Source organism: Pseudomonas sp. 910_23 (genome assembly GCF_052850795.1).
The window spans coordinates 40568-54263 of record NZ_VXCZ01000018.1 but is presented as its reverse complement, the minus strand read 5'-3'; the positions used below and the strand labels follow the sequence as shown (position 1 = coordinate 54263).

General features: G+C 57.1%; 7 protein-coding genes. All 7 read right to left on the bottom strand.

Annotated elements, in window-relative coordinates; all coding sequences use genetic code 11:
- Nucleotides 1-421 precede the first annotated feature (421 nt).
- Nucleotides 422-865 (bottom strand): hypothetical protein, encoded by a 444-nt coding sequence (locus FW800_RS20540; RefSeq protein ID WP_446438347.1) that lies wholly within the window; start codon nt 863-865, stop codon nt 422-424.
- A gap of 114 nt (nt 866-979) precedes the next feature.
- Nucleotides 980-1576 carry an imm11 family protein gene (locus FW800_RS20535; RefSeq protein ID WP_446438346.1) on the bottom strand — a complete coding sequence of 199 codons (597 nt, stop codon included), beginning with the start codon at nt 1574-1576 and terminating at the stop codon, nt 980-982.
- A gap of 101 nt (nt 1577-1677) precedes the next feature.
- Entirely contained in the window at nt 1678-2301 is a 624-nt protein-coding gene (locus FW800_RS20530) for a hypothetical protein (protein WP_446438345.1), read from the bottom strand.
- 294 nt (nt 2302-2595) lie between these two features.
- The gene (gene comJ, locus FW800_RS20525; protein ID WP_116666376.1) at nt 2596-3069 is read right to left on the bottom strand and encodes a competence protein ComJ; all 474 of its coding nucleotides are present in this window, start codon (nt 3067-3069) and stop codon (nt 2596-2598) included.
- The gene (locus tag FW800_RS20520) at nt 3069-10982 is read right to left on the bottom strand and encodes a two-partner secretion domain-containing protein (RefSeq protein WP_446438344.1); all 7914 of its coding nucleotides are present in this window, start codon (nt 10980-10982) and stop codon (nt 3069-3071) included. The genes comJ and FW800_RS20520 overlap by 1 nt, the downstream gene beginning before the upstream one ends.
- A 30-nt stretch (nt 10983-11012) precedes the next feature.
- A complete protein-coding gene (locus FW800_RS20515) occupies nt 11013-12734 on the bottom strand; it encodes a ShlB/FhaC/HecB family hemolysin secretion/activation protein (RefSeq protein WP_446438343.1) in 1722 nt (573 codons plus the stop codon).
- A 479-nt stretch (nt 12735-13213) separates the two neighbouring features.
- On the bottom strand, nt 13214-13696 hold the full coding sequence (gene pgaD / locus FW800_RS20510) for a poly-beta-1,6-N-acetyl-D-glucosamine biosynthesis protein PgaD (RefSeq protein ID WP_078819978.1): 483 nt from the start codon (nt 13694-13696) through the stop codon (nt 13214-13216).

Genomic DNA, 13696 nt, shown 5'->3' with positions numbered 1-13696 from the left:
GAACCGCTCAATCAGATCCGCCTCGATCTGACCGAGTAAGTTATCCTTATCTTCACCATTTTCCACAATCAAATAATTCCCTATTTGACTGTCGTGATAAACAGTTAACATAACCCCATACATATCAACACCCAACGTCGAGAATAAATATTATCAGCGGTTTGAACTGGGCTCGCCTGCCAATATTTTTTTAAATATTTTACAATCGAGTCAAAACCATCCCAATCAGAAGAAAAGCCTAAATGACACTCGACCCTCCCATCAGAGTTAACTCTTTTAGTTATAATTGGCAACGACTCCTCCATTCAGTCAACTCCAAGACGCTTATTAACTTCTGCTCTAGTTCTTTAACAAAAGGGGACAGATTTATTTAATAGCTCCCAGCGCAAATTTAAATAAATCAGCCCCCCCTTTTCTCGCGTCATTTAACGCAGCACACCTGATCATCAGAAAGATAATAAAGTCCCTCCAGCTTTCCGCAAATGGAAGGAAGACCGAAAACCGGTTCTGAGGCATAAGAAATAGGCAGCTCGGATCTAATCGAACCGGCAAACTCTGAACTTTCCCACGCGGGAGTTACTATACCGCTCCAAAAATTTACGACCGTTCCCTTATCAGACAATATAACAGGCTTTAAGCATTCAATTGCGGAATTGGAGTTCCAATACAAATAGCCGCGATACACAGAGTGTCTTTCACCAAAAAAATCAGCTCGAACGATAATCTGAAAGTCTGAGCACGTTTCCTGTTCGGCGAGCGGACGTACAGTTAACTCATCCTCCACGGTATCGTCCATCGGAAAAAACCAAACGCTATAGCGATCAAGATCATCAATCGTTAGCTCATATACTTGTTTGCCCGACACAAATCGCCCGCCATGTAATTAAACACAACAAAAGGGGGCAGATTTAATCAATGGTCTTTGCACTACCACCACAAATTAAACAAATTCGCCGCCTTCCCCTAACTACCTGAACAACTAGGTAACGCTTTCTTGATCACCATTAACAGAATCAAACAGTACGCCGACAAGACCAGCCGCCATAAATCGCCGTTTCACTTCTTCACTTACTATGACCGCACCCAAATATTTTTTAAGTCTAAATATATGACTTGATCCGACCCTGCCCGGGTCAACCACCAAATTGTAGAAAGCACGATAGTTGCCGGCCATATCTGGCCTAACAGGATCATCTACCTCAAACTTTTTATAGCGAGAGCGCTTTTCATCCACGCAATCGATTTGCGTTTCTATAATCATCAAAAAATAGCTCTGGCAAACCACTTTATGGTTTATCTTAACCGGCTCAAAAACGACATGTTGATAAGGTTTGTCTATCTCTGGCAAACCGGCGAGCGAATTTTTTGCCTTCTCGCTTAAAACAGGAACACTGGCATATCCGGCGAGGGAATAATCAACTTCTTTACCGTCGAATCTTACATCGAGAGTATATGTGCCTGGCTCCATAAAATTAACTGGAGGATCACTGAAATGCCAGTTATCTACATGATGTACATCTCCGAGCACCCACCTATCGCAGACAGTTACATCTTGTCGCATTAAGTAGTATCTCATTTTAGCCCCTCAATAAAATGGACAGATCTTTCAACTCTAATTTAAATAAATCCGTCCACTTCTCTGCCATAACAGATCAAAATATTTTCCCCCACTCTCTTTTATTTTCGACAAACAAAGAACTTATCTTCACTGAGATACCCAATACCGCCTAAGCGCCAAAATTCGAAATATGAACGAAAGTCAAAATCCAGATTTATTAAAGGCTGCCCCATATACCAAGCCAAATAATAATCAGCGGCAACTCCGTAAAGGGCCTCAAACAGTGCATACTCTTGCTCTGTTTTTAGCAACCTGCAATCCCTGACCTGATCCCCCACCAGTTCAAGTATCCAATTGCTGGGAATGTCTAATTTATCATAATCGTTAAATTGATCTTTGCTTCCATACAACAATTTTGCACGTTGGCATATCCCGTACAACTCGTCGTCTCCAAGAGACTTACAGAAACTTGCCTGAGCTTGCAACCAGAGTTTTGCCTTTTGCATCAATTCAAAGTCGCTAGATTCAATCGTCGGGCATAGATATAACTTATCTTCAAGCGTACCAGCTTGGATCACCTCATTCACGCGCGATACCAAATTGTCAGCTTGAGGAAAATAGCTTAACGCTTCAGTAATTTCAGCTAGAGAAGAATGCACTTTGAACAGCGCTAAAAAGTGCGACTTATCGAAGTAATTTCTTCCCTCACAAAAAGCGCACCAGTCATTTAAAAGGGTAGGCATTAATTTCTTCCTCTTGGTAAATCCGGCAAAAGAGAAGGATAACAAAAGGGGACAGATTTATTTAATACGCTTATCCCAGTACAAATTTAAATAAATCTGTCCCCTTTTCGTAGCGATCAAGATCATCAATCGTTAGCTCATATACTTGTTTGCCCGACACAAATCGCCCGCCATGTAATTAAACACAACAAAAGGGGGCAGATTTAATCAAGAATAAAGGGGACAGATTTATTTAATAGTCTTTATTACCGCTATCTCGAATTGAAATAAATCCGCCCCCATTTCTCCGAAATTTTATCCCGCAGGAACCGCATCGATATCAAACTCACCTTGCTCGTCAATTTCGACGTCCGCTCTCAACACCTCAAAATCGCAGCCCCCTAAATTCAAATGGACATTTATTTCATACACTGCACTTGAGGAGGGTCTTATAAATTCGACCTGAAGAGAATAATCTCCTTCAGGCAGTTCTAGAGGAACCGTACTCGAAATACTACCAACCTCAATATTTCTATCTATTACCGAGAAGGGAACTTTAAAGGCCCGAACCACGTCTGCGCTTATAGCGGGCACTTGTTCGTTAATGAAAAAGCTAATTATATGATCCCCTTCGTCAATCAAAGCTCTAAAAGAGACACTCCCTAACCTCCACGCAAATCCTTGCGCATAACTACGATCACTCCAATCATTATACGGCTGATCAAGCGAACTCAAAAACACGCAAAATTGCGAATAAGACAAATATATACTTTCTCTAAACCTAGCCATTAGTCCACCACCTTAATTCTGACTTTCTCGCCATCGGGCAGTCCGCGACATGCATTACCTATACATGCGCCAGCCCCCATATTATCTTTCGGGCTTATGGGTCTAACACTCGCTCCAGTCCCACCCTCTTTAAACATTGCCGGTGGATACTCATCTAACTGTTTCCCAGGGACCTTAGGAAGACCACCAATAGAGTCCTTTCTGTTTCCGGGAGCACCAGGCCTATCAATTGTTAATACATCAGGATGACCGGCATTTTGCGCATCTGAAATATGCTCTGCCGCTTCCCCATATTTCCCACGGGATATTAATATTTCCTTTGACACTAACGGTACGTCAGGAGACGCAGTTTCACCCTGAGTAGCTTTCCCTTTCCCAGAGCGAGACGGCAATGCTACTCCGACTCCAGCCTTTATAGCCTCTGCACCCAGTTTAACCAATGCTCCGCCACCTGCAGAGCTGATATCTGCTGCAATTTTGCTAGAAGCGTCGAGGTTGTTCCCTATCACAAAACCTACAGCGGAGGCAGCGCCACCCTGCTTTTCGGATCGAAGCCTACCTACCAGATCGACAAGTTTCTGGTCATCGTTCGCCAAGGAAGTAGCAATACCTCGGCAGCGTTGCGGATCGCGTGCGCAAAGCGCATCCAACTCGTCATTTCTCCGCTGATCAAGTTCCGCATAACGCTGCCTGACCTCACGCTTCTCTTGCTCGGTAGTCTTGCTATCTACCTCCCGAAGCATTTCCTCGACTTCTTCGTGGTAAAGATAGTTAAACGTCGTTGCCTTCTGAGCAATCTGAGAGCCCTTGTCCAAATCTCCGTCGACAGCCGCTGCCGCTAGCAAGCCTGTTAGTTGTGAAAGCATCAGCGTGATGTCGTCATTGCCTTGAGCAGCCCACACCAACTGATTGATGAGTGCCTCATTCAACCCGGCAGCGGCAGCACCGGTTTTGAAATCGCTACCTGTGGCTTCAGCCAGCAATCCCCCCATCAAAGCGTGCGCAATAATCTTTTGAGGGCTGCCATTGGGGAACGTGACGTAATCACCCACCCAATTAAAACCGGTAGCCATTGCAACGTTGCCAGCCTCTCCCAACAAGGCCGCATTGAAGTTGTCGCCAAAGCTTCCCCCTTGAATGGCCGTCGATATTCCGCTAGAGATCACCGCCCGGCCACCGGTACGCAGCGCGATATCGCCCGCTGACGTCCAGGTGAAAATATCTTTGGAGGAGTTCGTAACCGCCAAGGTTGAACCCGTACTCGGGGTAACACCTTGGACTGTGCTTGTACTTGTGCCTGCACCTGCGCCGTCAGCACCAGCGAACCAATTGGTGTCGGCATACTCAAGAGCCCCCGCCGTGAACCCGGCGACTGCTGCGCTTTTCAGGCTATTGGCGCTGACCGTTTCCTTAAGCGCTGCACCCAAATTGCCTTTGTTGTTGATGGTGCTGGTGACTGCCGTCGTACTCAGGCTGGTGCTCACCGCAAGGGTGGCTCCCTGCAACCCGAATCCTACCGGCCCCATAATCGCCGCCATCATGATCGCAATCGCAATCTTGGCACCGGCACCCAGCCCCGAGTTGTCGTACTTGAAGCTCTCGTGAATCTCTTTCACCTGGCGCCAATCAATGTCGCCACGTGCCTCAGCTTGCTTGAGCCAGGCCAAATTAGGATCAGCCTTGACCATCGCATCAACGGTCTGGCTTACAGTCTGCTGATCGACCTGTTTGACGTCGATACGAATGCCTTCGGCGGCCTTGATGACAAGCTGTCCTTGGGCAACCAACTCGCTCTGACGCAAGGTTTCGTCTGTATTACCTTTGCCCTTAGCGCTGAACCACGAGAGGTCGCTTTTGCTCTTAGTGTGGCTCTCATCGTGCAGGTCCTTGACGCCTTCAAAGACAATTGCACCACCGCTATCAAGGATGATGTCCTTGCCGCTATTAAGCTTCGCAACTTGATACAGCTGGTCGCCGTCGCTTTTAAGGACTAGGTTGCCACCTGTCTTGATCTCGGTCCCTACCTGGGTGGTGCGGGTCACTTCATCCATCTGCGCCTTTTTAGCGCCCCAGCTTCCCTTCTCCTTCATGTCATACAACGTATGCGTACTGTTCTCAGCCGCCAACAAACTCAACTTATCCCCGCTATACAGATAAGCCTCATTCCCCGCACTGATCCTGCTCGCCACAATCGTGGTGTCACGCCCCGCCTGGCTGACAAAATCCCCACCCGCCGTCAGTACGCTCGCCACTTGAGTAGTCTGGTCGTCCGAGGTCTTGATGCGTTTTTTGCCGTCCTTTTCCTTGCCCTCGACGTTGTGCATGTCGCTGACCGAGGCGACGTTGAGGTCGCGGCCGGCAGCGATGGTGAGGTCTTTGCCGGCGGTGGCATTGCTGCCAATGATGTTGACGTCTTGGCCGGCCTGCATGTTGAGGTTGCCGCCCGCCGTGACGCTGGCGGCGAGGTTTTTGACGTCGGTGGTGATGCTGGATTTCTCGCCGCCGTCGCGGGTCTCGTGTTTGACGCTGGTGTCGCTGGCGGCGATGAGGTTGAGGTCGCGGCCAGCGGTTAAGTTGGCGTCGTTGCCAGCGGTGAGTGCGCCTCGGTTGGTGAGGTCGCGGCCGGCGTCGATGGCGAGGTTTTCGCGGGCGACGATGGTGCCGGCGCTGGTGTCGGTGAGGGTGCGCATACCGGCGCCGTCACGCACCTGGATGGCGGTGGTTTCGTTGGTGATATCACCTTTGAGCGCCGTGAGGCTGACTTGCTTGCCGCGGATTTCGCCGGCCATGGCGTTGCGGATGCTGTCCTGGGCCAGCAGGCTGAGGTTGTTGCCGGCTTCGACCAGGCCACCGGTGTAGATACTGCCGCTGCTGATGGCGGAGAGGTTGTTGCTGGCGCGCAGGGTGCCGACGTTGATCAGGTCGCCGCCGGTGACCAGGTTGAGGTCGCGGCCTTGGATGAGGCTGTTGCCGCGCACGTTGCGCGAGTCGGCCTGGGCCAGGTACAGCACCGGTACGAGCACGGTCTGGCCGTCGATGACGCGGTTTTCCATCCACACGATGTCGTGGGTCAGGGCGCCGACTTGCTGGTCGGTGAGCGCCACGCCCAGGCTAAGGCGCAGGGCGTCTTTGCTGGCAAGGCCGTTGTCCATCAGGTAGCGGAACTGGTCGGCGTCACTGTACAGGCCGCCGGCGAGGAAGCGTTGGCCGGTTTGCGCGAGGACGGCGTCGCGGATCAGGCGGGTTTCGTACTGGCCGTCACCGAGGCGGCGCCAGGCGTTGTCGGCGGTGAAACCGAGTTTGCCCAGCATGTAATCGGAGCTGAAGAAGCCCGACGCCGAGGTGAATTCGGGGTTGGTCTCGATCAGGTAGTGGCTGGTGGGGTCGGCGTTTTTGACGAACAGGCCGTACTCGCCCTTGGGCAGTTGGAAGGTCGGCGAGCTGGTGGGGTCGACCGGCGCGAAGGCGGTGCCGGTGTAGTCCACGGGCACGAAGCCGCCGCCGGGGGCCACGCCCACTACGGGCAACACGCTGCCTGGCGCCTGGGCACTCGGGTCGTTGGCGTGTTTGCTCAGGTTGATGTTGATGCCACCGACGGGGATGCCGGTCTGGTCGTCGCCGAGGGTGCCGGTCAACTGCGCCAGGGTGTTGTTGTGCAGCGTGCCGTTTTGCAGGGTGCGGGCGACGTTGAGGTTGACCGTGCCGCCGGCTTGCAGGGTGGCGTCGTAGCCGGGGCCGCTGTTGTTGGTCCAGGTGGTGACGTCACTTGCGTAGGCGAACGGCAGGCTATTGGGCGAGCGGCTTTTGAGTTCTTCGAAGCGCGCCTTGTCGAAATTCCCGGCCGCCGTGGCCGCATTGAACGCGGGCACGTCGACATATTGCATGCGTTCAAACAAATCGTCGGAGACGTGACCTGGTGTGCCGATGACAAGCTTGCGCTGGCCCGTGCGCGTGGCGGCGCCCTGGTTGAGCAGGTCACCGGCAGTGATGCTCAGGTCGCCATTGGCGGCCATCAGGCTGTAGCGGTTCTGCACATTATCGCCTTGCAGCAGCATGTTTTTGCCCGCCACCAGGCGCGCCGCTACCGAGTCCTTGGTCGCCGCCTCAAGGTACGTCTCGTAGATGGTGATCTCGCCACGTTCCCAGTTGTCGCTCTCGCCGCAGTGCTGGCCACAGATCCAACTCAAGCTGCCGGTGGTCAGCGTTTGCCCGAGTTCGAATTCATCTTTGGCATTTTCGATAAAGCCTGCATTGATAGCGATGGAGCCTTCACTTTCCACGGTGCCGGAGCGGTTGCTGAACAGCACGGCACGCCCGCCATCGCGGGCGGCGAAACTCAGGTTGCCTTTGCTGTAGACATCGCCATAGCTGTTGCTGAAGCCATTGCTGCGCAAGGTCATGTCACCGCCGCTGAACAGCAGCGTGTCGGCGGCATTGGTAATGCCGTTGACCGCAGTGAGGTTCACTGCGCCCTGGGCACCGAGGGTGCCACGGTTGTTGATTTGCGCGGCGGCGATGTCCAGTTGCTGGCGGGCGGTGAGGAAGCCGAGGTTGTCCAGGGTGCCGCCGAGGGTCAGGCGGGCATTGGTTGCGGCCAGGCGGCCGCCGTTCTGGCTGAGGTTGTTGGCGGCGACGGTGAGTGTTTGCAGGGCCGAGACGCGGCCGCTGTTGGTGATATCGCCGGTGGTGATGCTGATGTCACCGTCGCTGAGCAGTTCGCCGCCGTTGTCCAGGCTGGCCACGTTGAGGATCAAGCCCTTGGCGCTGGCCATGCGGTCGCCGGCCTTGAGGGCCAGCCCCTGGTCGCTCTTGTAGGTGAGCACGTCGTTGAGTTGCACGCGGCCCAGGCCGTCGACGTTGCCGAAGGCCCAGTCGGCGCTGCCCATGCCCTGAATATTGCCCTGGCTGCCTTCGATGCTGGCGGTGTTAAGGTGGAACAGGCCGGTGCCGGCGTGTTGCAGCATCCCGTTCTGGTTGTTGACGCTGGCGGCGTCAAGGCTGAAGGCCTGGCTGCCGAATTCGAGGGTGCCGTTCTGGTTGTTCAACGCACCGCTGAGGTTGACGCGGCTGCTGGCGCCGCCCAGGGCACGCAGTTGCCCGTTGGCGCTGTTATCGAGGTTGCCGCCAGTGAGGGCCAGGCCCTGGTTGGCTTCGACCAAACCGCCCTGGTTGGTGAGGGTGTCGCGTGAGGTCAGGTTGATCTGATTGCCGCTGATCTGGCCCGCGCTGTTGTCGAGGGTGGCGCCGCTGACGGTCACTTGTTCTTTGCCGAACAGTTTGCCGCCACGGTTGGCCAGGGCTTCGACGGTGAGTTGCAGGTTGCCGACCAGGCTTGCCATCAGGCCGCCGCTGGCGTTGTCGACGTTGTTGGCGGTGACGGTCAGGCTGTCGCCCTGCACGGTGCCGCCCTGGTTATCCAGGCGGGTGGTGTTCAGTTCGGTGAGGGCGCCGCCGCTGAGGATCAGGCCCTTGCGGTTGCTCACATCCTGGCCGCTGTAGCTCAGGCCTTCGGCGCCGGCCAGCAGTTGGCCGTTGTCGTTGTTCAGGTGCTGGGCGGCGATGTCCAGGCGCTTGCCGCGCAGGGTGCCACCGTCGTTGTTGAGGGTGGTGAGCTGCTTGACCAGCACGCTGCGTTCGCCCGCGTCGATCTGGCCACCGACGTTGGTGAGCAGGTCGCTGACCTGGAGCACCACATCACCGCCATCGCTGACCAGCGCGCCTTTGTTGCTGTTGTTGAAGGTCTGCGCGGTGACGTCGACGGTCTGGCCCAGCAGGATGCCGGCGCTGTTGTCGAAGCGCTCGCCTTGCAGCTGCAGCAGGCCCTCGCTCTGAATGCGGCCCTGGGCGTTGAGCAACTGACCCGGGCCCTTGAGCAGCAGGCTTACGCCCTGGGCGCCACCGGCCAGCAGGCCGGCGTTGCGGTTGTCGAGGCCGGAAGCGCGCACGTCGAGGTGGTCGCCCAACACGCGCCCGGCGCGGTTGTCGATATCGCCGCCAGCCACGTCGAGCAGCAGTTGTTTGCCGACAATCGTACCGCTCTGGTTATCCAGGTGGGCGGCGTGCAGTTCGATATCGCCCTGCCCGGCCTGCAAGCGGCCCTGGGCGTTGTTGAGCTGTTGCGCGGCGGTGAGGGTGAGCTTGCCGGTGTCGGCGCTCAGTACGCCGCCTGCGTTGCTGCTGAGGGTACCGGCAGTAACGTTCAGATCGGTGCTGGCCTGGGCGAAACCCTGGTTGTTGTTGAAGGTGTTGGAAACGGCGAGGTTGAGTGCGCCACCGTCGGCCTGGATCAAGCCCTTGAGGCTGTTGTCGAGTTCGCTGGCATTGACGGTGGCGGTCTTGGCCACCAGCACGCCGTTCTGGTTATTGAGCTTGCCAGCGTTGACCGTCAGGTCGTTGGCGATAACTTGCCCGCCGCTGTTGTTCAGATCGGCACTGGCGAGCACCAGGCTGCCGCCGGCCATTTCGATACGGCCCTGGCGGTTGTCCAGCGATGCGCTGTTGAGCGTGGCGGCCTGGCCTTCGCCGAAGCGGATCAAGCCGCCGAGGTTGACGATGGCCGGCGAGTTGATCGCCAGGCTCTGCTCGCCGAACAGGCGGGCAGTGGCGCCCTGGTTGGTGAGTTTGGCGCTGCTGACCTCGACGGTCTTGGCCTGGATGATCGCGCCCTGGTTGGTCAGCGCTTGCGCGGCGGTGATCGCCAGGGCGCGGCTGGCCAGCAGGTTGCCGCTGGTGGTGACGGTTTGCGCGTTCACCACCAGATCGCCGGTGGTGTTGCGGCTGTTGTCGGCGGCGACGCCGGCTTCGATGATGCCGGAGTTATTCACGCTGGCCGCGTTGATCTCGATACGCTGGCCGGCGGCGATGCTCTTGCGGTTGACCAGCGCCTGGGCACTGGTGACCTGCACATTGCCGTTGGCGTAGACCTTGTCGGTGAGGTCGATGTTTTGCGCGGTGACTTTGACGTTACCGGTCGCCGCCGCCTGCGCCATGCTCAGGCGTCCGTTGGCGTCGAGCTGAATATCGCCACCACTGGCGGCCAGGGTGCCGTCAAGCTTCACGCCCACACCGGCCTCGGTGCCCACCAGTTTGATCGCGCCGGCATACATGCCGCCCAGGGCCGAGGAGTCGATCGCCAGCTCCGGCTTGGGGCTGCCGTCATCGGCGCGGGCGGTGGTTTTCAGGCTTTGCGCATCGACGTCGTTGCGCCCGGCGATCACGTTGAGTTCGCGGGCGTTGATTTGTGCGTTGATCTTGGCCGAGCGGGTGATGATGTCGAAGCGCTCGACGTTGCTGGCGTTCAAGCCCTGGCCGTCGATGGTCACGGCGCCGCCGTCCACTTCATAGCGCTGCAACTGGCCGCTTGCGTCGAGCACCGGTTTGCCGGTGGTGAGGGTGACGTTGGGGGTGTTGATAAAGCCGCAACCGCTGCACGTCACGCCGTACGGGTTGGCCACGATGACCTTGGCCGACTGCCCCGCCACTTCGGTGTAGCCGCGCAACTGGCTGGGGCTGCCGCCGTTGACTTCGTTGAGGATGACGTTCGCCGCGCCGCCCTTGAGGTTTGGGTTGCCGACAATGATCCCGCCCAGTTGGGTGTTGACCATGGCGCCGTTGCCGTTGTTGAGGATCACGCCGTTGGGCCCGACGTTGTAGTCCTTGAACTGGTTATGGGACAAGCCCGCGCCATTGGGGGTGGCGATGTTCACCACCGGCACGCCATTGCCCGCCGCGCCCACGGTGGTGCCCGGCGCACTGACCACAATGCCCTCGGCCTGGGCCAGCAGCGGCTGCCAGAACAATGCGTTGGCAAGGATCAACGCCAGCCCGCGCTTGGGCAGGCCGAAGAACGCGTCCCGGCGCTTCAGGGCGGCAGAAGGTTGGCGGGCCAGGAAGGCGAATTGGCGAACATCCATTGTCAGGCTCTCATGCAGCGGGGCGTTGAATTACAGGAAGAAATCCATGCGGAAGTAGATCGGCGCTTCGCGCTCGGTGACTACACCGGGTCTTTCTAACGAATGAGCAAAGGTCACGCTGGTGCTGACGTGTTTGCCACGGGCGAACAGCTCCAGGGAGTTGCTGGACACCCGGCCATGAACGTTGTCGTTGTAGCGGTCGTTGCGGATCACGCCTTGGTCGTAACCGACGCTGGCGCCGTATTCGAAGAAGGCCGGGCGCATCCAGTCGAGGGTCACCGGGCGTGCCCAGCGCACTTCGTTGCGCCAGTAGCCGCCGCTGTCGCCGGTCAGCAATTGGTCCTTGAAACCGCGCACCGAGGCCGAGCCGCCGAGGCTCATGCGCTGCGGCGAAAACAGCGGGTCTTCACTGCGCTGCCCGGTGGCCAGGCTGCTGAAGCTGAACGACTCGCCCCACAGGCTGAAGGGTTGCAGGTAGCTGACCGTGGCGGTGTATTTGCGGTAGCGCGAGTTCGGCTGGCGACGGCCTGCTGGGTCACGCTCGTCTTGGGCCTGGGCGTCGAGCAGGCCGATGCCGCTTTGCATGCCCAGGTCCAGGTTGATGAAGGCACTGCCGATGCGCCGCCCGTGGTTGACGCCCAGTTGCAGTTCGCTGAGGCGGTTGCTGCTGGGCGCGGTGCGCACGTCGAGGATGTAGTTGTTGGTGCGCAGGTGCGCCAGGCCGACGTTGACCGAGGTCTTGCTGACGTCATCGCGGTGGATCACACGCTCGGCGCGCAGTTGGTGGTTCTGGTTGTCGCCGTCCTGCTTGTATTTGAAGCCGTCGGCGATGCCGTAGGTGCGGTAGTCGCTCTCGCTGTAGGTGTAGCTGAAGTTCCACCAGCCCCAGGGCACGTTGTAGTAGAGCATGGTGTTCTTCGAGGTTTTCTGGTGGTCGCTGATGGCGTCGTGGCCGCCGCGCAGCATCAGTTGGTCGCCCAGGCCGAGTGGGCTGTCCCACTCCAGGCCAGCGCCCCATTGCTGTTCGCCGGTGCTTTTCTGCCCGTCGTTGTTGCGCGACAGGCTGGCGCGCCAGGGCTTTTGCGCGGTGTTCTTGACCACCACGTCGCTACCGCCGATCTGCTTGCCGGGGGTGAGCTCCATCTGTGCTTGTTTGGACGGCAGGCGGTTGAGCTGGTCCACCAATTGCTCGATTTCACGCAGGTTCAGCGCTTCACCGACCTTGCCGGGAAAGGCCATGGCCAGTTCGCGGTCGGTCACTGTGCTGCCTTCGGCGCTGCGCAAGGCTTCGAGTTTGCCTTCCACCACCAGCACTTGCAGGTGGCCGGTGGAAAGGTCCTGTTGCGGCAGGTAGGCACGGCTGGTAACGCGGCCTTTGCCGAGGTAGTAGTCGGTGATGGTTTTGAGCAAATCGTTAAGCTGCGACACGCCCAGGCATTGGCCGATGTAGGGCTTGAGCAGGCGCTCGCGCTCGGGCGCCGGCAGGCTGTCAGCACCTTTGAGTTCGATGGTTTTGATCGGGAAGCACCGAGTGTCGGCAGGGCTTGCCGGGGCTTGGGGCTTTTCCGCTTTGCCGGGCAGGTCCTGGAGTTCCTGGAGGCGCCGCTGCTGCTCTTCGAGCAGGCGATTCTGCCGGTCGCGGATCAAGTCCTGATCGCCAGGCGTGGGGGCGGCGGATGCACTGTTCAGGCTCAGGCAGGTGAGCAGGAACGTGCAGAGAAGAAACCGAGTCCGTGGCAATAACGAAGACATGTTCGATCCATCGAAAATCAAGGGCCGCGAAACTAACATCGAACTTCCAGCTAGCCTAGAAACGGGCGGAGCTGGGCCGTTCGACTGATTAGCCTTCTAACCTGTTGATTACTAATAATAATTTTTCATCAAAAGAGTTCAAGCCGGGCACTTGCAGTGATTATTCCGACAAGCGGCAACTATTTTGATGGCGATTCGACGAATGACTTCTGGCTGCCATTATTTAGCCATCAGGTCTTCGTCGAGTTAGGTTAGTACCGGAGAAGGGGGAAAAGTTCGCGGGGGTTTTGTGAATTGGATCCCATTTATCGGAATTCCAAGGAGAGGGTTGAACCACTGCAATCTAAAGGATGGGAAATAACCAATGTGGGAGGGGGCTTGCTCCCGATAGCGGTGTGTCAGTCATATATCTGATGACTGACACACCGCTATCGGGAGCAAGCCCCCTCCCACATTGTGTACTCGCAGCATTGAGGATGTCAGCCAATGCCCTTGTCTTTGTCGGCCCCAGGCACCAGGGTCAGACCGGGGCGCTCGACGTCGCGGGAGACATGGGACTTCACGTCTTCCACTCCGCCCTCCTCGTCGTTGTGGATCACCAGCACGCCGGGTTTGCGAAACTGCTCCAGGTGGCCATCGCCCAGGTTGAAGCTTTCACTCAGGTGCTTGTCGCTCAGGGCATTGGCCTCTGCGCGGCGCTGGGCAAACTGGCGGCCGCGGCGCTGTTGATAGCGCGCCCAGCCGATCAGGATCAACGCGTTGAACAAGGCGATCCACAGGTAGATCTGCAAGGTGTTGAGCGCGGCAAAGATCGGCGCCTCGATGCGTGGGCCGCCATGGGTCTCGAGCATGGCACCGATGCCACGTGCCAGCAGCCAGACCAGCCCGCCCCAGGCCAGCAGGGTCAGCAACACATCGATGATCCACATCACAGGGCTCTGGCGAGTTCTGACCAGTTTCAT